12 protein-coding genes are annotated in these 20739 nt (G+C 67.0%); 1 reads left to right on the plus strand and 11 read right to left on the minus strand.

Features of this window, described 5'->3' with window-relative positions; genetic code table 11:
• Positions 1 to 9 precede the first annotated feature (9 nt).
• The 8 genes from G5S42_RS17015 to bcsD form a co-directional block, all read right to left on the minus strand.
• The gene (locus tag G5S42_RS17015; protein ID WP_176107823.1) at positions 10 to 2655 is read right to left on the minus strand and encodes a hybrid sensor histidine kinase/response regulator; all 2646 of its coding nucleotides are present in this window, start codon (positions 2653 to 2655) and stop codon (positions 10 to 12) included.
• Between the two features lie 319 nt (positions 2656 to 2974).
• On the minus strand, positions 2975 to 7630 hold the full coding sequence (locus G5S42_RS17020; protein WP_176107824.1) for a cellulose synthase subunit BcsC-related outer membrane protein: 4656 nt from the start codon (positions 7628 to 7630) through the stop codon (positions 2975 to 2977).
• Complete coding sequence (gene bcsZ, locus G5S42_RS17025; protein WP_176107825.1) at positions 7621 to 8808, minus strand: cellulose synthase complex periplasmic endoglucanase BcsZ; 1188 nt, start codon at positions 8806 to 8808, stop codon at positions 7621 to 7623. Before bcsZ ends, G5S42_RS17020 begins: the two co-directional genes overlap by 10 nt.
• A gap of 20 nt (positions 8809 to 8828) precedes the next feature.
• Positions 8829 to 11357 carry a cellulose biosynthesis cyclic di-GMP-binding regulatory protein BcsB gene (bcsB, locus tag G5S42_RS17030; protein ID WP_176107826.1) on the minus strand — a complete coding sequence of 843 codons (2529 nt, stop codon included), beginning with the start codon at positions 11355 to 11357 and terminating at the stop codon, positions 8829 to 8831.
• A 3-nt stretch (positions 11358 to 11360) separates the two neighbouring features.
• Entirely contained in the window at positions 11361 to 13568 is a 2208-nt protein-coding gene (gene bcsA, locus G5S42_RS17035) for a UDP-forming cellulose synthase catalytic subunit (protein ID WP_176107827.1), read from the minus strand.
• The gene (gene bcsQ, locus G5S42_RS17040; RefSeq protein ID WP_176107828.1) at positions 13565 to 14353 is read right to left on the minus strand and encodes a cellulose biosynthesis protein BcsQ; all 789 of its coding nucleotides are present in this window, start codon (positions 14351 to 14353) and stop codon (positions 13565 to 13567) included. Before bcsQ ends, bcsA begins: the two co-directional genes overlap by 4 nt.
• On the minus strand, positions 14350 to 15207 hold the full coding sequence (gene bcsP, locus G5S42_RS17045) for a cellulose biosynthesis protein BcsP (protein WP_176107829.1): 858 nt from the start codon (positions 15205 to 15207) through the stop codon (positions 14350 to 14352). Before bcsP ends, bcsQ begins: the two co-directional genes overlap by 4 nt.
• A gap of 174 nt (positions 15208 to 15381) precedes the next feature.
• Positions 15382 to 15837 carry a cellulose biosynthesis protein BcsD gene (gene bcsD, locus G5S42_RS17050; protein WP_176107830.1) on the minus strand — a complete coding sequence of 152 codons (456 nt, stop codon included), beginning with the start codon at positions 15835 to 15837 and terminating at the stop codon, positions 15382 to 15384.
• A 495-nt stretch (positions 15838 to 16332) separates the two neighbouring features.
• Here bcsD and G5S42_RS17055 point away from each other — a divergent pair, with 495 nt between their 5' ends.
• The gene (locus tag G5S42_RS17055) at positions 16333 to 18648 is read left to right on the plus strand and encodes a bifunctional diguanylate cyclase/phosphodiesterase (RefSeq protein WP_176107831.1); all 2316 of its coding nucleotides are present in this window, start codon (positions 16333 to 16335) and stop codon (positions 18646 to 18648) included.
• 57 nt (positions 18649 to 18705) lie between these two features.
• Here the strand turns inward: G5S42_RS17055 and hpaI are convergent, their stop codons facing one another.
• From hpaI to G5S42_RS17070, 3 genes are read right to left on the minus strand one after another with little or no spacing between them, the layout of a single operon-like run.
• Positions 18706 to 19509: a 4-hydroxy-2-oxoheptanedioate aldolase gene (gene hpaI / locus G5S42_RS17060; protein WP_176107832.1), complete on the minus strand. Its 804-nt coding sequence runs from the start codon at positions 19507 to 19509 to the stop codon at positions 18706 to 18708.
• A 10-nt stretch (positions 19510 to 19519) separates the two neighbouring features.
• Positions 19520 to 20323, minus strand: a complete 804-nt coding sequence (hpaH, locus tag G5S42_RS17065; protein ID WP_176107833.1) for a 2-oxo-hept-4-ene-1,7-dioate hydratase — start codon at positions 20321 to 20323, stop codon at positions 19520 to 19522.
• A 6-nt stretch (positions 20324 to 20329) separates the two neighbouring features.
• A complete protein-coding gene (locus G5S42_RS17070) occupies positions 20330 to 20728 on the minus strand; it encodes a 5-carboxymethyl-2-hydroxymuconate Delta-isomerase (RefSeq protein WP_176107834.1) in 399 nt (132 codons plus the stop codon).
• Between the last annotated feature and the right edge of the window lie 11 nt (positions 20729 to 20739).

The raw sequence follows: 20739 nt of genomic DNA on the forward strand, positions 1-20739 counted from the left end.
GTATCTGGACTAGGACGTCGCTTCGGTGTGATCGAGCCATTGCGCGAACTCGTGCCGCAACTGCGCGATATCGAGCGGCTTGCCGAGGAGCCGCGCACCCGGAATCGCCGCCCCGATCTCCGCGCTGCGACCGTAGCCCGACACTAGCAGCACGCGGATTGCGGGCTGCACTTGCCGCACGGCGCGCGCGAGTTCATCGCCGGACATACCGGGCAGCGTGAGGTCGGTCAACAGCACGTCGTAGTGTTGCGTGTTCGCGAGCGGCAGCGCTGCTTCCGCGCTCGCGACCGCGGTGCACGCGAGACCTAGCGCGCCGAGCAGTTCGCCAAGCGCCTCGCGCGATTCGGTGTCGTCCTCGACGAACAGCACGCGTGCGGCTTCCTGGGCCGCCTTTTGCGGCCTTTTCTTCGGCTCTTTTTTCGACGTTTTCTGCGGCGCCTTCGTCGCGCCATACGTGTTGACGGTTTCGTACGCCGCGGGCGGAACGCATGCGGCGATACGCGCTTCTCGCATCTCGGCCGCGCGGTCCGCGCGGGTGGCGCCCGCGCGTAGAACGGTACGCACCAGACGGGCGAGATCGTCGCGCCGGTACGGCTTCGACAGCAGCGTGATGCCCGCGTCGAGCTTGCCGTGGTGGACGATTTCGTCGCGCGTATAGCCCGATGTGAACAGCGTGGGCAGCGGCGGCGTGCGCGCGGCCGCGCGTTGCGCGAGTTCGACGCTCTTCAGCTTGCCGGGCATCACGACGTCGGTGAACAACAGATCGATCGGCATGTCGCTGTCGATGAACTCGAGCGCCGCGTCGCCATTCGACGCGGTCAGCACCTTGTAGCCGAGCTGCGCGAGCATTTCGACCGCGGTCAGCCGCACGTCGGCATCGTCCTCGACGACGAGTATCGTTTCGCCGCCGCCAACCGACGCCGCGGTGCCGTCGACGGTCTCCGGCGTCTCCGCCTCGCAGCAGCGCGGAAACAACAGCGACACGGTCGTGCCGCGTCCCACTTCGCTTTCGATCGACACCTGTCCGCCGCTTTGTCGCGCGAAGCCGAACACCATGGACAGGCCAAGGCCGGTGCCGTGGCCGTCGGGCTTGGTCGTGAAGAACGGTTCGAACACGTGTTGCAGGACTTCGGGCGGCATCCCCGAACCGGTGTCGGCAACCGAGAACTCCACGTATTCGCCGGGCGACAGGTCGGGTTTGCCGCGGCAGAACGCGGCGTCGAGCGTGCGGTTGGTCGCGCGCACGGTGAGCACGCCGTCGGTGCGCATCGCGTCGCGTGCATTGATCGCGAGATTGAGCAGCGCGTTTTCGAGCTGATTGCGATCGACCTGCACGTTCCACAGATCGTCGCTGAGCACCGTGTCGATCCGCACCGTTTCGCCGAGCGCGCGGTGCAGCATCTCGCTCATGCCGGTCAGCAGGCGGCGCGGATTCAGCACGGTCGGCGACAGCGGCTGACGCCGCGCGAACGCGAGCAGATGCGCGGCGAGCTTCGCGCCGCGTCTGACGGCATCGGTCGCGGCGGATAGACGCCGCTGTGTGACGGGGTTGTCGTCGGCGTCGGCGGCGAGCATCTGCAGATTGCCGTTGATCACCTGCAGCACGTTGTTGAAGTCGTGCGCGACGCCGCCCGTCAGGCTGCCGATCGCTTCCATCTTCTGCGCCTGGCGCAGCTGCTCCTCGGCGAGCGCGCGCGCCGCGATCGAATCGGCGACGCGCTGTTCGAGTGTTTCGGTCAGCTGAAGAAGCTGCTGTTCGGCGATCTTGCGCTCGTGAATGTCGATCAGCACGCCCGGAAAGCGCGTTGGTTCGCCGTGTTCGTCGAACTGGCAGCGGCCGTTCGCCTGCACCCACATATAGCCGCCGCCGGGACGCCGGATCCGGTACTCGGCGCGAAACGGCTCGCCGCTGCGGATCGCTTCGGCGGTCAGGCGGTCGTTGAGCTCCCGGTCGTCGGGATGGATGATCTGCGTGGACGCATCGCGCGTGACGCCTTTCGACGCTGTATCGCGCCCAAATGAAAAGGTGCGCGCGAAGCGTTCGTCGCCGGTAACCTCGCCCGTGCGCACGTCGAGCACCCAGGTGCCGAGCACCGCGCCGGTGTTCAGTGCAAGTTGCAGGCGTTCGTTGGTCTCGTGCAGTTCGGTTTCGGCTTGCTGGCGCAGGCGCTCGGTGAGCACGCGCCCGGTGGTTTCGACGACCATCGAGAGCACACCGGCCGGCGCGCCGCTATCGCCCGCGACCGGGCTGTAGTACAGATCCATCCACACGTCTTCCGGCTTGCCGTCGCGCAGCAGCACGAGCGCCTTGTCGCGATACGACAGCGTGCCGCCAGCGAGACAGGTGGCCATTACGTGACGATTGAACTCGGCGACTTCGGGCCAGCCGTCTTCGACTGGACGGCCGAGCAGATACGGATGCCGGCCGCTCGCGAAGACCGCATAGGCGTCGTTGTAAATCATGTAGCCGGGCTCGTCCCACAACAGCACGAGCGGCATCGGCGACGCGAGCATCGTCAGGACCGTCGAGGTCAGACTGCGCTGCCAGTTTTCGATCGCGCCGAGGCTGGTCGCGCGCCAGTCGAATTCGCTGATGCGTCGCGCCATCTCGCCGCGCCAGCCGGCGCAGCCGTAGTCTTGTGCCGGAAAAGGCATGCAGCGCTCCACCTGAATTCACGTCGAAAATGGTCGGCTCGGGACCGAAGCTTCGCAGGCTTCGCGCAGCCTCGCGAGCTGCAATTATTGTATGGCACATCGCCATACCGTTGATGCTTCGCGGACGCTATTCGGGGTTTTGCCGGGTAAGCAGCCATGTCCGAAAACGTACCGATTCGGCACGTGGTTCGATGCACGGGCAACATTTACCGCGAAGTGCGTTTGCTGCACAGCGAAAGCGGAAGAAGCGCCCGCATTTCCGGCGTGGATCGATACGCGCCGTACGCGCTATGCGAGGGATGCGAATGAAACTGAGGCGTCAGTTGGACAACGACAGATACTGCGAAGTCAACGGCACTGGCGGGAACGGCTGCAAACCGGTCTGCTTGTTGAAGCTATAGCGCACGTACACGGCCGCAAGCCACTCGCGATACTCATAAGCGTTGCCGAACGACGCGGTTGCGCCGACCGCGAGCTGCGGCGCGAGCTGATATTCGCCGACGCCGCTGATCGAATACGACACACCGGTCTTGCTCTGCCCCGGGTAGACGGCGGTCAGACCGTTGCCGAGGGATTGCGCGGCGGCGGCCGCGTCGCCCTGGCGCGACGAGCCGTCGTTCAGCGGGAAGTAGTTCGACGCGTCCTCGCGATAATGCTGCACGCCGATCGAGCCTTTCACGTCGTACGTAAACAGGCCTGCGCGGCCCGACCATTCGACCGGCAGATTCAGGATCACGTACTGCTGCGGACTGAAGTAGCCGCCCTGGCCGTATGTGAAGAACGACAGATTGCGGTTGTAGCCCATGATCGTCGTGTTCACGCCGACCGTCAGCGTCTGGTCGGCGTCTTTCAGCAGACGCGTGTAGACGCCGCCGCCGCCCTTGACCGCGTTGTTGCTCGGCACGTTGGTGCCCATGTAGTGCTGATACGACGCGTTCACGTACAGGCCGCTCGTGTCGTCGTCCCACGTGAGGCTGGCGCGCGCGCCGGTCGATGTGACGCCGCCCCATTCGAGGCCGGCGGCCGCATCGCGCGCGCCCGCGTACGACAGCAGGCTGTCCGTCACCGCGCGCCGCGCGACCGCGATCGAGTACGACACCTTGTCGGTGATGCCGCCGTTGTATTGCGCGCCGCCGACGATGTTGGTCTCGCGGAAGCCGATCGGCGTCACGCCGATATCGCCGCTGATGCTGCGGCTGTCGTAGCCGACCGACAGGCCCACACCGCTCGCGGTCTGGCTGCCGTAGTTGTTGGTGCCGTTTTGCGCGGCGTTCTTTGACGAGTTGGTCGAAAGCCCCGCGCCGAAGCGCGCGAGCGTCGAGGTGCTGTTCGACGCGGTGCCGGCGTCGAGCGTGACCGGGGTCGCGCTCACGACCACGTGGCCGTTGCCCGCCTTGATGCGCCCCTGGATCGGCGCCTCGATGTCGGTGAGCGACGACAGGCCGTCCTCGCCGACGCGATTGCGGAAGATCAGGCCGCCCGACACGGTGCTCGACTGCTCGCGATTGATCTGCGCGAGCTCTTCGGCGACGCCGAGCGTCTGCGCGTTCGCGGCGTTCGTCTGCGGGTTGTTCTGTGCGCCGCCGCCGGGCGGGTAGTACGGCTGCGCGTAGCCGGCCGGCGGTTGCGGAATGTACGGCTGCTGCGCGTAGTAGCCCTGATTCGGGTATGGCGGCTGCGGTTGATAGGGCTGCTGCTGTGGGTACGGCTGGTACGGCTGATATGGCTGATACGGCTGCGCGTAGCCCTGCTGCTGCGGATACGGCGGCGGTTGCTGCGCGTAGACCGGCGCGGGTTGGCTCGTTTTAGCGGTGCTCTTCTTCGTGTTCTTCTTTGCGCTGGCGCGTGTCGATCCGTACGGCAGCGGCGTCGTCGACGCGGCGTTGGCCTGCGCTTCGCGCGCGGCCGGCGACATCGGCCATGGTGTGGCCGCATAGCCGTCCTGCGCGCCGTAGGGCTGCTGCGGATACGCCGGCTGCTGCGCATAAGGCTGCGGCTGCGGATAACCCGCGTTGTACTGCTGCTGCGGCATCGGCTGCATGGGCGCTGGGCCTTGCCCCGGATAAGGCTGCAACGGCGCGCCCGACTGGCTCGAGCCGTAGGATTCCTGGCCGTAGCCGCCGACTTCGGCGGCGGAGCGGGGCGCTCCATACGGGGCGGCGACGGGTGCGGGCGGCGCGGCAGGCGCGTTATAAGGCGCCGCGGCGGGCGCCGTATAAGGCGCGACATACGGCGCGGGCGGAGGGGGCGGCGGATAGTTCGGCACGGTCTGCGTCGGCGAGGAAGACTGCGTATTCAGGAACGGAAGCGCGGGACGCGCGGCATGGTCGGCGTCGCTCGAAGTCGCGATCGCCGTCTTGCCTTCGAATGGATTGGTGCCCGGCAGCGGCGTCGCGCCGATCTGGCTCATCGCCGCTTCCCAGCCGCGCGGCACGTTGCCGCCTGCGGTACGGGGCGCGTTCGCGACCAGCGGCGTATTGGCCGCGACCAGCGAGCGTTGCAGATAGGTCGACGCGAGCGACAGCTTGCCCTGGGCGCGATACATGCGGCCCACGGTCGCGAGCACGCCCGGATCGTTCGGTGCGAGGGCGAGCGCCAGGTTCGCGAGCGTTTCGGCGTAGCTGAACTGCTTCGAGCCGGCCGCGGCCGAAATCGCCGCCTGCAGCAGGCTCAGGTCGTCGGGGCGGCGCTGCAGCGCGACGCGGAAGCTCGTGAGCGCGTTGCGGTCGTCGCCCGCGCTCGCGTACATGCGGCCGAGCGCGGCCTGCAGGTCGGGGTTGTCGGGCATCGCGGCGAGCCACGGCGCGATCACCTCGTAGGCGCTCGCGAGATCGCCGCGCAGACGTACCGCTTCAGCCTGCCGGACGACGATGCCGAGATTCAGGTTGTCGAAGTCGGTGCGCTGTTGCGGCGTCAGTTGCATGCTCTGCAACTGGCGCATCACGTTGCCGAGCTCGACCTGCTGGTTGGCCGCGGACAGAATGCCCGCGTATTGCAGCAGCAGATCGGTGTTGCCCGGCGCCGCACTCATCGCGGCGCGCACGAGACTCAGCGCACGGCTCGGATCGCCGGCCTGCTGGTACGCGCCGGCGATCACGCCGATCAGCTCGGGGTTGTTGCCGGCCACCGGCTCGGCGGCGCGCAAGGTGGCGATGGCCTGCTGCGTCTGGCCGTTCTTCGCCATGCGCGTCGCGAGATCGGCCTGCTGATGCACCCACAGCCGATGCTGCAGCGTCGTCATCGCGTCGGTGCGCTGCGCGGGCGCAATGCGGTCGAGCTGCGCGAGACCGGTCGACCAGTCCTGGGTTTCCGCCGACAGCAGCGCGCTCGCGTACAGCGCATCGGTCATGTCCGGATGGGTGGCGAGCAGGCCGTCCATCATGCTGCGCGCATTCGCGACCGCGCCCTGGCGCACGTAGATGCGCGCGAGGTCGAGCCGCAGCCACGGATCGTCGGGCTTGTTCAGCAGCGCGTCCTCGAACAGGCTGCGCGCGGTGCCCAGATCGCCGCGCGCTTCGGCCGCGCGTGCCTGCGCCGCCTGCGCATCGCCGCGCAAACGGTCGATGCCGCCGACCTTCGCCTGTTGCTCCGCGTTCAGCTGATTGGCGAACTGCAGCGCCTCGTCGGCGCGGCCCTGGGCGGCGAGCGCGCCGACGAGGCCGCGAATCGCGTCGGGGTTGTCGGCCTGGCGGCGCAGCGCCATCCGGTACGCCTGCTCGGCGCCGGCCGGGTCGCCGGTCTGAAGCAGCATTTCGCCGAGCTGCACCTGCGCGGTCACGTCCGAAGGATTCAGCGCGATTGCGCGCTCGAACAGCGCCTTCGCCTTCGCGAACTCGCCGTTGCTGCGCGCGCCGATCGCTTCGCTCGTGTAGGTCCAGTAGGTCGCGCTGTCGAGCGCGGTTTTCCAGCGCGCCGGATTGGGGCCGCGCGAGGCGCGCTCCAGGTAGTTGCGCGCGTCGGCGAAATGCTCCTGCTTCAGCGCGGCGATGCCCATGCCGCCGAGCGCGTCGGTATCGTTAGGACTGTTTGCGAGCACCGACGAGAACCTGGCGCGCGCGGTCACGATGTCGTCGCGGTCGAGCGCGGCGAAGCCCTCGGCGATCACGCGGCCGCGCGCGTCGGCGGCGGCGTTTTGCTGCGCGCGGGCGCGCGCCGCGCTGTCCTGCTGCACCATCGAGTCGAAGCGCGCCTTCACCGCGGGATCTTCACCGGCGGTCTGGAAAAACGACTCGTACAGCGCGGCGTCGGAGGGCCGCGCATCGAGCCACAGCAGCGCCTGGCGCCAGCTCTTTTTCGCCGCCGTGCCGACCGAGGTGTCGCCCGCGAGCTTCTGCAGCCGCGCGATACCGTCGCGTCGCGTGACGTCGCGATAGGTCAGATGCTGCGCGTACGCGAGTGCGAAGCGCGGGTCGTTCGGGTTGTCGTGCGCGAGCTGTTCGAGGCCCCGGCGCGCTTCGTCCCAGCCCTGCGGCGTCGCCGACAGCGCCTGGTAGTACTCGAGTTGCAATTGCGGCGTGGCGGGTTTGCCGGTCAGCGCGCGCTGATACTCCTGCACCGCACTCGCGCTCTGACCGGCTTGCGCGAGCCGGCGCGCTTCGTTGATCGTCTGATCGCGCGGGCTGGTCTGGCCCAGCCGGCGGCCGAGCTCATCGAGATTCGGATAGTTCGGCGCGGCCGCCTTCAGCCGCGCGAGGTACTGCTGCGCGCCGGCGCCGTCCTTGCGGTCGGCCAGCACCATGCCCATGCCGAACAGCGCGTCGGGCTGCTTCGGATCGATGCTGAGCACCTTCTGCCAGGCCTGCTCGGCGAGATCGCCGCGCTGATGCGACTGCCAGTACTTGCCCTGATCGATCAGCACGGTGAGCGGATCCTGGGTCGCCTGCGCGAGCGCATCGGGCGCGGTCGCGGCCGCGCAGAGCACCGCGCCGACGGACAGCGCGATGCGCAGCGACGCGGCCAGAGCGTTCAATCGCATGCGGCCCTCCACGCGGGCACGAGACTGCCGGCTTCATCGAAGCGGAAGCGGCCATCGATGAACCCCGTGCCGAACAGACCCAGCACACGATCGTAGTAGACCGGTTCGCGGCCCGGCACGCTCGCGTCGAGCGCGGCGAGCCGCGTGCGCGCGAGGCCGAGGCCGTGCTCGTCGCCCAGCGTCTTGAAGTACGGCGCGAGCGCGCCCCAGTAGCTGAGCGGGCCTTCGCCGCTCGACGCGCCAGTGGTTGACGACACCTTCTCCGGCGGGAAGCCGTTCTGCGCGACCTTCGCGCGCATGCCGCCGAGCGCGCCGAGCCACGGCTTCGCGAGCGGATCGGCCGGCGACGCGAGGCCGGCCCACAGATAGACGCGGATCGCGTCGTAGCTGCCGACGTCGCCATTCTTCGGATCGACGACGAACCGGCCGTTCTGCCACGCCGCCCAGTCGGGCGCGAAGCCTTGCGGCGACACGGTTTTGACGAACTGGTAGGCGTTGTCGGCGAGCTTGGCCCACGGGCCGTCCGGCACCTCGTGCGCGAGCGCGCGCAGCACCGGCAGCGGCAGATAGCTCGGGTTCAGACGCGTGACGCTGCCGTTCCTGAAACCCTGCGCGCCCGGCAGCAGCATCGGCCCGAGGCCGGACAGATTCGCGACTTCGTCGTGCGCGATGCGCTCGGCCAGCGCCTGACCGAGCTGCGTGTAGGCGGGGTTGTGCCACAGACGGCCCGCCTGCAACAGATCGTAGGCGATCCAGAGGTCGGAATCCGATGCCGAATTCGGATCGAGCACACCGTACGAGCCGTCCGGCTTTTTGCCCCATTGCCACGCGGGCAGCCGCAGGCTCTGCGGGTCGAACTGGTTGCCCGCGAGATTCGCGCGGGTCCAGCCGAGCAGCTTGTCGAAGGTCGCCCGGTCGTTGGCGACCAGCGCGAAAAAGAGCGCGTAGGACTGGCCTTCCGAGGTGGTCTGCTGGGTCGGCGTCGAGTAGTCGATCACGCGGCCGTCGGCCTGCACGAAGCGTTGCACGAAGGTTCGCCAGGCGCTCCAGTCGCCGCAGGCGGCGCCGTTCTGCGCGGCCTGAGCGGGGCCGCTCGAAGCCGCAAGACTCGCCGACGCCGCGATGCCGATCCCGAGCGCCAGCGCAAAAGAGCTTCTTCTGTCGATCCTAAACCGCATACGAGTCATATCCCTTTCCATCAGTCCTTCAGTCGACGCGCGGCAAGCGCGCGCAGCGTCCGGTAGCACAGGCCAGCGATGATCAGCGCGGCGAGCACGCCGCCGAACAACAGCAGCAGCGGATGCGACGACAGCGCCCAGCGCAGATACTCCTGCGGCGACAAATGGCCGACATAGTATGCGGAGCCGTTCGACGTGATGGTGACGTCGCGGCCATGGATCACGGCCATCGCGCCTTGAATCTTCGGCAGCACGTCGGCGTCGAGCAGCGCGGCGGACAGGTCGGCGTCCGACGGACCGGCCGCGCTGATCAGCGCAACCGCGCTGCGGCCGCTCTGCAGCGGCGACTCGAAGCCGGTCAAGAGCGCCGCGCCGTTCGAGCTGACCATCGTCAGATCGGCGCGCGCGGGTGTGCGCTCGACGCCGCGCTCGCCGTGCCACCAGTCGCGCATCTTGAACACGAGGTCGGTGAGCTGGAACGTGTGCGCGTCGCCGTTACTGGAGAACGGCATCGACTTCGACCAGCGCTGCAACAGCGGCTGCTTGCCGGGCGCGCCGAACACCAGCAGGTCCTTGTCGGCGAAGTGGTCGACCTCGGCCGCATGGGTGACGGTCACACCGGCGACCGGAAAGCCGGTCGATTCGCCCATCCGGCCCATCGTCAGCAGATACAGGCTGTAGTCGCTCGCGTCCGGGTCGTCCGGCAGCACGACGGCGGTCTCGGAGAGATCCGCCATCCGCGTGAACGGGAAGCCGCTGTTGGCGAACGCGGCCAGGTCGGGCAGCGCCATGTAGTGCGGGAACGACGACAGATCGATCGTCGAGTTCGGATCGATCGCGCCGACCACGTTCTGCAGCAGGCGGCCCGCGCATTCGCCGGTGTTCGGGATGTCGTAGTAGAAGTGCAGGCGCAGCTGTGTGCGCGGCGTCATCAGGAGCGGCGGGATGCGGATGTTGCGGCGCGCGTCGGCGGTGCCGTCGGGCATGATCAGGTTGAAGTAGCGGCTCAGCTCGAACACCGACGTAGAGCGTGCCGGAATCGGCAGCGCCTGCACGAAGCCGTTGTTCACGCTGATGTTCAGCGACGAGCGGTCGCGCTTGGGTCGCACCGTGTAGCGGTAGCGCAGAGCGATCGGCGCGCCGCGCGTGTGCCACATGAACAGATCGGGCGCTACACGCATGTTGATGCGCACCGCGTCGGCGTCGTAGCCGAACACGGTCAGGTCCTTCGGATCGGCGAGTTCGCCGAAGCGCACCGCGCGGTCGGTCGCCAGCCAGTTCGGAGCGTCGTACGGCACGCGCGGCGTGATCGCGTTCAGCGACGTGATCGTCGCGCTCGCGCCGGACAGCGTGCTATGGCCGATGCCGAGCGACTTCGCGGCGGTCTTCAGCTCGGCCTCGTCGCGGCCGAGCACGAGCAGCAGCTTGCCGCGCGCGTTCGCATCGCGCTCGACCACCGCGATGGTCGGCCCGGTGATCTCGGGAATCGTCACGCCGGCCGGATGCTGGTCGCTGGTCGCGAACACGACCGCGTTGCCTGACAGCGGCGGGTTGTCGAGCTGGGTCGGAAACAGCGCGCCGCGATAGCCGGCGAGCGAGCCGAACCATGACGCGACGATGCCGGCCGCTTCGAGCGTGCCGTTGCCGGGTTTCTGCGCGAACACGAACGGCAGTTCGAGGCGGCGCACGTCGCGGCGGTCGAAGAACGGCTGCGGCAGAGCGGCCAGTTCCGCCTTCGTCGCGAGCGACGAGTAGGTCAGGTCGAGCGAGCTCGCGTTGCTGATCGTCGCCCACAGCGACGAGTTCGCGGGGTCTTCGCAGGCGGTCGTGTAATGGCCGATCAGTTGCAGGTTCAGGTGGTTGAACTCGGTGATGAAGCGCGGATCGATCGTGATGTCGCGCGCGACCAGCATGCCGGCCTGCTCGTGCGGCAGCGGCAGTGTCGCGGCGACCTCGCCGTTGATCAGCACCTTCAGTTGCGACAGGTTCGCCAGCAGCGCGGGCGAGTAGCTGTAGATCAGATGCAGCGTCGCGCCGGTCACGACCTCGTCGCCGCGCACCGAGAACGCGATGCCGTTCTGGCCGTCGACGCCGCGCAGTTGCAGCGGGTCGAGCGCGCCGAAGTCGGCAAACGTTAGCGTTTGACGACGGCCTCCGGGCACCAGCGTGCCGGGCTCGGCGGTAGTCGGCGTGCGCATGCCGAGCGCCTTCACCGACGACGCCGCGAGCGCGGGCGTCGGCGCGGCGAGCTGGTCCTGAGCGATTGCGTTCGGATCGAACGGTACCGCCGCGCTCGGCGCGGGCACGTTGCCGACACCGGTCGCGACTTGCGGGGTTTGCGCCGCGGCGGCGGCTGCCGGAGCAGCCGCTTCAGCGAGCGGCACGAACGACGCCAGCGCGGTCTGCAGCGCAAGCCAGCAGGCGACGCCGCACATGATTCGCCGCGAGTGTCGCGAGCCGTGGAGGGCGAACAGACGCGATTGGGGTTCCGTGCTGTTGCGCCCGTGAGCCGGGTGTTCGGTCTTGTCGTTCGGCATCCGGTAGCCCATAGATCAGTCTTTCGTTTTTAGCTTCTTGACGTCCGCGGGACGGCTTTTGATCGAACTGCGCAAGTCGTCGTACAGATGTTCGAACAGACCTGCGATGCCGCGCACGCCGACCCTCAGCACATGCGACAGGCCGCGCAGCGGCGTGTCCGTCTCGCGTCCCTCGGCCCAGCCGGTCCACGCATCCGCGCGGGCGAAGGTGGTCTTCACGAACTCGTACTCCTGTTCGGGCGACAACGACGAAAAGCGCAGGCCCACGCGGCCCGGCCCGGTAAAACTGACGGTGGCGGGAAACGCGTACTCTTCGTCGCCGCGGAATAGCGACACGGTCACGGGCTCCTGCATCGGCACTTCGATCATGCTGGGCAGCGCGACACCGACACCGCCTTCCGAGTAGTCGATCGTTTCGCATGCGAGCGTGCGGCCGGTCGAGAACTTCAGCATCACCGGCATCTTCATCGCGACGCGGGGCACCGCGCGGATCTGGCGACGCTCGCTCGCGGCGGCCACGCTCGCGCCGAGGATCAGCATGTTGTAGCTGGTCCACGCGAGATTGAGCAGCGTGGTCTCGACGATGCTGCGCACGTGCCAGTTCAGATAGATGTGCACGAGACCCGCGAGGAAGCCGAGCAGGTTCAGGAGCAGCAGGAACAGATACGGCCGCGAGATCGACCAGTCGAAGTAGCTCTTCTCGATCACGCCGCCCTTGGCCGTCACGTTGAACTTGCCGAGCTTCGGATTGATCAGCGCGAGCAGCGTCGGCGCGGTGATGTACGACGCGAGCACCGACTCGTACACCTCGGCCCAGAACGAATGGCGGAACATCCGCTGCATCCGCGAGTTCGTGATGCTCGCGTGCATCATGTGCGGCAGCGCGTAGATCGCGATCGTGCTGGCCGCCGCTTCGATCACATGCGCGCCGAAGAACAGGTACGACAGCGGCGCGGTCAGGAACACGAGACGCGGCACGCCGTAGAAGAAGTGCATCATCGCGTTCAGATAACAGAGCCGCTGGCCGATCTTCAGCCCCTTGCCGGTGAGCGGATTGTCGATCCGGAAGATCTGCGTCATGCCGCGCGCCCAGCGGATGCGCTGGCCGATGTGACCCGACAGGCTTTCGGTCGCGAGGCCGGCGGCCTGCGGAATCGCCAGATACGCGGTGGTGTAGCCGAGGCGGTGCAGCTTCAGTGCGGTGTGCGCGTCTTCGGTCACGGTTTCCACCGCAATGCCGCCGATCTCTTCGACCATGCTCCGGCGCAACAGCGCGCACGAGCCGCAGAAGAACGTCGCGTTCCACAGATCGTTGCCGTCCTGCACGAGGCCGTAGAACAGCTCGCCTTCGTTCGGCACCTTGCGGAAGGTGCCGAGGTTGCGCTCGAACGGGTCGGCGGAGAAGAAGTGGTGCGGCGTTTGCAGCATCGACAGCAGCTTGTCGCGCAGGAACCAGCCGAGGCCGATCTGCAGGAACGAGCGGGTCGGAATGTGATCGCAGTCGAAGATCGCGAGGTACTCGCCGCTCGTGATCTTCATCGCCTCGTTGATGTTGCCGGCCTTCGCGTGACGGTTGTGCGTGCGGATCGTCCAGTTCACGCCGACTTCCTCGCAGAACGCCTTGAACTCGGGGCGGCGGCCGTCGTCGAGCACGTGGATCGACATCTTGTCGGCCGGGTAGTCGAGCGCGAGCGCCGCGTAGACGGTCGGCTTCACGACGGCGAGCGGCTCGTTGTAGGTCGGGATGAACACGTCGACGGTCGGCCATTCGTCGCGATTGGCGGGCAGCGGCATCGGCTTGCGCTTGAGCGGCCACGCGGTCTGGAAGTAGCCGAGCATCAGCACGAGCGTCGCGTAAACCTCGGCGGAGACGAGCAGCAAACCCCAGGCGGCGTCGAGCGGCTGCTCCCAGCCGGTCGTTTCGGTCAGACGCCAGTACATGTAGCGGCCCGACGCGACGATCGACAGCATGATCATCACCATCGTCGCGTAGCGGCCGGGCAGACGCCGAAACATCAGCGCGAGCACGAAGCACAGCGTCGCGAAGGTCAGCTGCTGATAGAACTCGAGCGGCACCGTGAACACGAAGTACAGCATGTACAGCGCGAGCAGCGTGACGAGCCCGGTGACGATGCGGCTGTTCCAGAAGTTCGCTTCGATGAAGCGTTCGAACCGCGAAGGCTCGCCGCCCTCGGGTTCGCGGGAGGAGGCTGGGCTGCTCATGCGACGTTCCTCGGCTGGGCGGCGATCGCGTCGAGCGCCGCCAAGAGCCACGCGCCGCACGCGCGCAAATCGGCGGCGGCCTGGCTCAGTGGATCGTAGTGAATCAGCGTCGTGTCGCAGGCGAGCGCTTCGCTGACGCCTTCGTCGAGATGAATCACGCCGGGGAACACCTTGCCGGCGAGCATCTGGCGCAACACCTTCAGCACGTCCTTGGTCAGCTGGCGCGACTGGTCGATCTGGTTGACCACGTAGCCGACGCCGCCGAAGTCCGCGCGCGGCGCCGCGTAGGTTTCGATCAGCCGCTCCATGTGCGGGATCGCAGCGTACGACGCGGCGTCGGCGAGCACGATGTTCAGCGCGAAGGTGGCCGCGCTCAGCGCGGTTCGCACGTAGACCGACGAGCCGGGCGGCGTGTCGATGATGACGATGTCGGACGCATCGAGCCGCAGGCTCTGCAGCGACTGCGCGAGCCATTGCGGATGCTGGTCGATATGCGCCTCGAGGCGGCGGCGATCATCTTCCAGCAGCGCGCCATAGGGCAGCACCGTCACGCCGTCGATGCCGTCGAACATCACCGTTTGCCACGGGTTGCCGGAGAGCGTTGCGCGCGACACGCCGTCGATGCTGTCGAGCGGCACGCCGAAGTGCAGACGCAAGGCGTTCTGCGGATCGAGATCGAGCGCGATCACGCGCCGGCCGCTGTTGGCGAGCACGGAGGCGAGATTGGCGGCGAGGGTGGTCTTGCCGACCCCGCCTTTGGCGGATACCACGGCAATGACTTTCATGGCCGACGCGAACCGTTGCTGAGCCAGGACGGGAAGCCGCCGCGCGCGGGACCGCCGGATGGCTGGGCGCTTTGCACGGGCGTGCCGCGCAGACGGTCGAAGAGCGAGTTCAGCGACGTGGTTTGGGGCGCGGGCACGGCAGCTTGCGGCGGCGCGGATGGGTTCTGCGCGGCAAACATCTTGCCGAGGATCGACGGTGGTTGGGCCGGTTGCGCGGGCGGGACAGCGTAGGTAGGTTGCGTGGCCTGTAACGGTTGCATCGGCGCTGCCGGTGCGGCGCTGACGCTAGGTGCGACCCATGCGGGCGCGGTCGGTGGAACCGAAGCTTGCGACGCTGCCGGAGCCGGTGCGGATACCGGCGGGATCGGCGCGATAGGCGCGATAGGCGCGGGTGGGGCAGCAGCCGGCACGCCCGGCGCGGCAGCGATGCCCGATGACGCGACGCCCGCCGCCGCGCGCGCGGCAGCCTCGTCGGGTTCATCAGCGGTTCTGAAGCGCGACGCGCCACTCGGCGCCGCCGGCTGCGCGGGAGTCGCCGGCACCGGTGGAATGTCACGCCGGTGAGGGCGCGTGAACAGCGGCGCCTTCGCGCGCGTCACCGATGCCATGTCCTTCGGTGTCGTGTCCTCATGGACGGCGACGGGCCGTGGCGCCACGCTCGCCGGCGGCTGCTGTTTCGGGTCGCGAAGCTGGCCGATCGCCGGAATGGCCGGCTGCGTCAGTTCGAGCGTGACGAGCAGCGGCCAACGGGTGCGCGCGGCGCGCGCGTCGTTTTCGCGACCGATCTCCTGGTACGCGTTGGCGTCGCCGCCGAATTGCTCGAACAGTTTTTCGATGTCGCTCGATGAACTCATGATGCCGTCGTCTGGTACATACCGTGCATTGCCCCGAGCCGATGTCTCGGAGCGCTGTTTTATTTGAACTGCCTTTCCTGCTTCCACGCGTCGGCTGTATCGACGTCGCACATTTTTTGCGCTACTACCGCACTGTCTTGAACCTGGTATGTCGTTCCGCAGAGCCGCTGATGCTCAGGCGGGATGACGGCCGAGGCGGAATTCGAGCGAGCTGTCCTCGCCGAATGCGCTCGTCTGCACGACCGACAAACCCTGCGCGCCCAACGCGCTCAACCACGTCTGATAGGCGCCTTCGAGAAACGCCGGCGTCCAGGCAAGCGCCGAATCGCCGAAGGCCAGCAGCGGCGCGCAATAGTGAATGATGCGCAGCGACTCCGCCTCATCGGCGAGTGCGACATAACCCCAATCCATCTGTTCCCAGTGAGCGTTCAACACCTGCTCGAGCTCGGCCGTCGATGAGCAGGCGGGCAGCGGATGCGCGAGCGCGAAACGATTGCCGACGCGATGCATCAGCTGACGCAATTCGTCGCGGCCGATTTGCGCTTCGAACTCGCTCGCCAGTGCGCTCAGCATGCCGCGCCACTGCGGTGAGATCTGGCGTTCGAGCAGATATTGGAGGATTGGGACCATGTTTTTCGGAAGTGGTCGCTGCCTGTTGCACATTCGCAAACGTTTGCCCAATTGAGCAGCGGAGTCGTTCGGCAATCGCACGCCGCGCCATTACGTCATTTCTACCGGAATGTCTAGCGTGTCCGGCACACTCGTCAGAAGTCTACTTAAGACAGTGACTTTTAGCCAATTTCCATTGATGCGCATTCGAGACACATGAATTACGTAATTTTTGCTGATTCAAACTAAATTGAAACGTTTGCCTTCGCTTCATGCAAAAAGACTTGCGCAACATAGAAATCATGCATTCGGCGAGTGGTAATTCGCGCGAATCGAATTGCGGCATTGCCTGAAATCGTAATGAAAGTTATCGTCGCTTGCCGGCAGGGCCGAGAACGATCTCCGATTCAAAACAATTCGTAATGGGTACGCGGCGAACGTTAGCCATAAATGTTTATCGAACGTTTGCCGATAACCATTGGCGGAGTGACCGGAAACCCAGCCTGATCAGCCTCTATGTCTGCCATCCCAACGCAGCACCTGTCCCAGCCGAGTATGCGTGAGCGCTTTCACCGGCGCTCGCTCGAGCATCAGCGGCCGCTTGCCCTCGTGAAGCTGGGCTTCACGGTGCTTGCGTTCCTGTCGATGGTGGCGGCGCGCGAACTGGTCGGCGCGCCGGCCGCGCCGCTCGGATACCGGCTACTGTGCGCGTTCGTGCTTGCGCTGCTGGTACTGGCGATCCCATCCACGAAATCGACGGCGCTGTTCGGCGCAATCTGCGTCGCATACGAGCTGGTGCTGATCGGCGGGCTCGTGCTGAATGCGCAAGGCCTGGCACAGCCGTTGCCGTGGCTCTTGCCGGCGTTCGTCGTGATACCGATCTGCGCGGCGCCGATATGGCTCACGCCCGCGCATTTCGCCACCGGCAGCGCGCTGTTCTACGCGGTGGCGATCGCGTTGCTGCGCGGCAAATCTCAGGCGCCCGAGGTCGACGTGGCCGTGTGGACGTGGGTCATCGCAATCGGCGCGCCGACGACGGCGGTGTTCCATTTCGCCTTCTACCATTTCCGGCGCAATCACTTTCTGCTCGAAAGCCAGCTCGCGCAGCTCGCCGCGACCGATTCTCTGACGGGCCTGCAAAACCGCCGCTCGTTCGTCAAGCACGCGGAGGCACGACTTGAGACGCTGGCGCCGGGCGCGCAGATCAGCGCGATCTTCCTCGACATCGACAGCTTCAAGTCGCTCAACGACCGCTTCGGCCATGCGGTCGGCGACCATGCGCTGTTTCAGGTCGCGCAGGTGCTGAAGGACGCGGTCGCGCTTTACCACAGCGTGAGCCGCATCGGCGGCGAAGAGTTCGCGCTGCTGATCGACGACGACCTCACCGGCGCGCTGCAATTCGCCGAGCGGCTGCGCCTCGACATCTCCGCGATCGAACGGCCGGACGGCAATCTCACCGCGAGCTTCGGCGTGGCCGAGCACCGGCGCGGCGAAAGCTTCATGGTGCTGCTCGATCGCGCGGACGAAGCGTTGCTGCGGGCGAAGCAGACGGGCCGCAACCGTGTCTGCGCGGAGCGCGCGCTACCGTTCGACGCGCTGCAGCTGCCGTTCGACGACGTGCTTGCGCCGCGTTACCGCTGGGAAGACTTCTATCTGATCTCGCACTTCCAGCCGCTCTACAGCCTGTCGCATCAGAAGCAGGTCGGTTTCGAGGCGCTGCTGCGCGGTGAGCACGACGACGGCACGCTGGTGCCGCCGGTCGTGATGTTCGCGCCGAAGCCGTCGAGCGACGAAGGCGCGCTCGACCGCGCGAGCCACGCGGTGCATCTCGGCAACGCGCGCCGCGCGCTGCCCGGCGATGCGTGGCTGTTCCTGAACATCCTGCCGTCCACCTTCGTCGCCGACGGCTATGCCGACCAGTTGACGAAGATCGTGCGCGCCGCGGGGCTCGAACCCGAGCGCGTGATTCTGGAGATCCTCGAATCGCATGGCGGCAGCGTCGACGAGATGTCGCGCGCGGCGGCGCGCTATCGCCAGCACGGCTTCCTGATCGCCGTCGACGACTTCGGCGCGGGCCAGTCGAACCTCGACCGGCTGCTGCGGATTCGGCCGGACATCGTGAAGCTCGACGGCGAGCTGATTCGCGCGACCACGCACGGCACGCAGCAGCCGATCCTGCCGAAGCTGGTCTCGCTGCTGCATCAGGCGGGGATGCTGGTGGTCGTCGAAGGTGTCGAGACGACCGACGAGCTGATTCTCGCGGTCGAGTCGAATGTCGATTTCGCGCAGGGCTATCTGCTCGGGCGGCCCGCTGTCGAGATCGCGCCGCCCGAGTCGGTGCATCGCCAGATCGACGATGCATTCGACGTGATCGCGCAGGGCCGCGCGCATCAGTATGCGTTGTTCGAATCCGAGCTGGAGCCGTACCGGGTCGAACTGCGGCGCGCGGCCGACGGCTTGCGCGCCGGCGTCACGATGGACGACGCGTTCGCGCTGCTCGCGACCTTCAAGCGCTGCATCAGCTGCTTCCTTCTCGACGATACCGGCCGCCAGATCGGTCATGAGGTGCGCGGGCCGGCATGGTGCAAGGACGCCGCGTCGCTGCAGCCGGTCGCGAATCCGCGCGATGCGCGCTGGGATCATCGGCCGTACTTCCGCAATGCGGTGCTGCTGCCCGGCGAGGCGATCACCAGTAATCCGTATCTGTCGCTCGCGAGCGGGCGGCCGTGCATCGCGGTGACACTGGCCGTGCAATTGGCGAACGGGCGCTGTGTGATGGGGGTCGAGCTGGATTGGTCGGCGCGAGGCTTGCCCTGGCCGGCGGGGGAGTAGGGGAAGGCCGCGAGCGCGGATGGGGGGCGGCCCGCGGCTTTTGCGTCCGCTTTTGCGCTAATACCCGCCTTTGACCTGCGGTGCCATCGCCGCCGTGTTTTTGTACGACGCGGCGAGGTCCGCGGCTGCGCGACTCAGCAAGCCGGTGTCCGTGCCGACCGCGACGAAGCTCGCGCCCGCTGCCAGATATTCAGCCGCCAGCGCGGGATCGGGTGCGAGCACGCCCGCGGCCTTGCCAGCGCCGCGCACGGTATCGATGCCGCGGCGAATCGCGTCGCGCACGCGTGCGTCGCCCGGTTTGCCCAGCAATCCCATCGACGCGCTCAGGTCCGACGGCCCGAAAAACACGCCATCGACGCCATCCACGCGCGCGATCTCCGCGAGACTGTCGAGGCTCTGCACGGTTTCCGCCTGCACGATCACGCACAGTTCGTCGGCGGCGGTGTTCAGATAGTCGGGCACACGATTCCAGCGCGACGCGCGCGCGAGTGCGCTGCCGACGCCGCGAATGCCCAGCGGCGGATAGCGCGTGGCCGCGACCGCATCGAGCGCCTGCGCGGCCGTGTCGATCATCGGCAGCAGCAGCGTTTGCGCGCCGATGTCGAGCAACTGCTTGATCAGCGCGGCGTCGCTCTTCACCGGCCGCACGACCGGATGCGACGGATACGCGGCGACCGCCTGCAACTGCGACAGCGTGCTGCGTACGTCGTTCGGCGCGTGCTCGTTGTCGATCAGCAGCCAGTCGAAACCGGCGGTGGCGAGCAGTTCGGTCACATAGGCGTCGGCGAGCGCGGCCCACAAGCCGAACTGCGGCCTGCCGTCAGCGAGTGCGCGTTTGAAGGGGTTGGTCGGCAAGGACATGTCGTTGCTCTCAGATGAAATTCAAACCGATGCCGCCCAGCGGGCCATAGTCGACGTGGAACGTGTCGCCCGCGCGGGCCGGAATCGGGCTCGTGAATGAGCCGCTCAGGATGACGTCGCCCGCGTTCAATGATTCGTCGTACGGAGCAATCTTGTTGGCGAGCCACGCGACGCCGGTGGCCGGATGGTTGAGCACCGCCGCCGCGAGCCCGCTTTCCTCGACCGCGCCGTTCTTGTACAGCAGCGCGCCGACCCAGCGCAGGTCGACGTCGAGCGGACGCACGGGCCTGCCGCCGAGCACGACGCCCGCGTTGGCGGCGAAGTCGGAGATCGTGTCGTAGACCTTGCGCGGCGCGCGCGTTTCGCGATCGAACTGCTCGATGCGGGCGTCGATGATTTCGATGGCCGGCGTTACATAGGCGGTCGCGTCGAGCACATCGAACAGCGTGACGCGTGGCCCCTTCAACGGTTTGTTCAGCACGAACGCGAGTTCCACTTCGACGCGCGGCGCGATGAAACGATCCGCGCGAATGTCCTGGCCGCTGTCGATGAACATGCTGTCGAGCAGCGGCGCGTAGTCGGGTTCGTCGATCTGCGACGAGCGCTGCATCGCGCGCGACGTCAGGCCGATCTTCCTGCCCTTGATGACATGGCCTTCGGCGAGTTTCAGCTTGACCCACTCGCGTTGAATCGCGTAGCCGTCCTGTACGGTCATCTGCGGATACTGCGCGGAAAAATGGCGCAGCTGCGTGCGGGTCTTTTCCGCGTGATCGAGTTGCGCGGCGAGGTCGCGAAGGGTTTGTTCGTCTAGCATGATGTGTCAGCCCTTGAGCCGCGCATGCAGATTGTTGTGTTTCCAGGTGCCCGCTTCGCTGAACTCGTTGATTTCGAGCGACAACGCGAGCCCCTGCCGTTCGAACTCAGTGGCGAAGCACTGCTTGATCAGCGCGAACAGCGCGTCGCCGGTCGCCTTCTTGACGGCCTCCGACCGACCCGCGCCGATCTTCAGGTTTGCGTGCAGGAACGCGGCGTCGGGACGCCCATCGGCGATGCAGTACTGTTCGCAGCGCAGCGCGCGCACGCGAACGCCGCCGAGAGGATAGACGCGCTCGCCGTTGTCGCGCTGCGCGTCGAGGCACTGCGCGAGGTCTTTGCAGAGTTCGCCGAGCTGTTGAGCATCCGCGAGGTTGGCGCTGTATTCGAGTGTCAAGTGAGGCATGGCGATTTCCT

This window comes from Paraburkholderia youngii (assembly GCF_013366925.1).
Lineage (GTDB): Bacteria > Pseudomonadota > Gammaproteobacteria > Burkholderiales > Burkholderiaceae > Paraburkholderia > Paraburkholderia youngii.

Excerpts from the sequence above, each read along its gene's own strand:
- G5S42_RS17015 (WP_176107823.1), bottom strand. The coding sequence starts at position 2,655 with ATGCCTTTTCCGGCACAAGACTACGGCTGCGCCGGCTGGCGCGGCGAG.
- G5S42_RS17020 (WP_176107824.1), bottom strand. The coding sequence starts at position 7,630 with ATGCGATTGAACGCTCTGGCCGCGTCGCTGCGCATCGCGCTGTCCGTC.
- bcsZ (WP_176107825.1), bottom strand. The coding sequence starts at position 8,808 with ATGCGGTTTAGGATCGACAGAAGAAGCTCTTTTGCGCTGGCGCTCGGG.
- bcsB (WP_176107826.1), bottom strand. The coding sequence starts at position 11,357 with ATGGGCTACCGGATGCCGAACGACAAGACCGAACACCCGGCTCACGGG.
- bcsA (WP_176107827.1), bottom strand. The coding sequence starts at position 13,568 with ATGAGCAGCCCAGCCTCCTCCCGCGAACCCGAGGGCGGCGAGCCTTCG.
- bcsQ (WP_176107828.1), bottom strand. The coding sequence starts at position 14,353 with ATGAAAGTCATTGCCGTGGTATCCGCCAAAGGCGGGGTCGGCAAGACC.
- bcsP (WP_176107829.1), bottom strand. The coding sequence starts at position 15,207 with ATGAGTTCATCGAGCGACATCGAAAAACTGTTCGAGCAATTCGGCGGC.
- bcsD (WP_176107830.1), bottom strand. The coding sequence starts at position 15,837 with ATGGTCCCAATCCTCCAATATCTGCTCGAACGCCAGATCTCACCGCAG.
- G5S42_RS17055 (WP_176107831.1), top strand. The coding sequence starts at position 16,333 with ATGTCTGCCATCCCAACGCAGCACCTGTCCCAGCCGAGTATGCGTGAG.
- hpaI (WP_176107832.1), bottom strand. The coding sequence starts at position 19,509 with ATGTCCTTGCCGACCAACCCCTTCAAACGCGCACTCGCTGACGGCAGG.
- hpaH (WP_176107833.1), bottom strand. The coding sequence starts at position 20,323 with ATGCTAGACGAACAAACCCTTCGCGACCTCGCCGCGCAACTCGATCAC.
- G5S42_RS17070 (WP_176107834.1), bottom strand. The coding sequence starts at position 20,728 with ATGCCTCACTTGACACTCGAATACAGCGCCAACCTCGCGGATGCTCAA.